1 protein-coding gene is annotated in these 623 nt (G+C 69.0%); it reads left to right on the forward strand.

The features are described 5' to 3' along the window. On the forward strand, positions 1–623 hold a 623-nt coding region (locus tag MOV75_RS41025), incomplete at both ends, for an FAD-dependent oxidoreductase (RefSeq protein WP_247008561.1).

Consider the following 623-nt stretch of genomic DNA (forward strand, 5'->3'; position numbering starts at 1 on the left):
GGGCGCTGCGGCGGCCGCATCCATCCACTGCCGGCTGAAGAGTTCGGCTATCCCGCTGCGGGCGGCGCCGAATTCGTCCATGGCGAGGCGCCGATCACGCGCGGATTGCTGCGTGAGGCCGGGCTGTCGCTGCAAGCGATCGAGGGCGAGCAGTGGAGCGTCGACGGGACGACGCTCTCGCGCGGACAGGGCGACGATCCGCACGAGGCGGAGCTTCAAGCCGTGCTGAGGGACTTGAAGGACGATCTCACCGTCGCCGAGTTCCTGCGCCGGCATTTTGCCGGGGATGACTATGCGCCGATGCGCCATTCGATCGGGCGGATGGTCGAGGGCTATGACGCGGCCGACCCCGAGCGCGCCTCGACGCTGGCGCTGCGCGAGGAATGGATGGATGGCGGGCACGCACCGCAGGCGCGCATCGATGGCGGCTATGGCGCGCTGATCGACTTTCTGGCGGCGGACTGCCGCCGGCGCGGGGTCACAATTCATCTCGGTTGTGTGGTGTCGGCGATCGAAGAGCATGGCCACACGGTGGCCGTTCACTGCACCGGCGGCGATGTGCATGGCTGCGATCGCGTGATCCTCACGGTGCCGCTGCCGCTGCTGCGCGAGATGGCCCTGCC

The sequence above is a fragment of the Bradyrhizobium sp. PRIMUS42 genome, from assembly GCF_023006515.1.
Classification (GTDB): domain Bacteria; phylum Pseudomonadota; class Alphaproteobacteria; order Rhizobiales; family Xanthobacteraceae; genus Bradyrhizobium.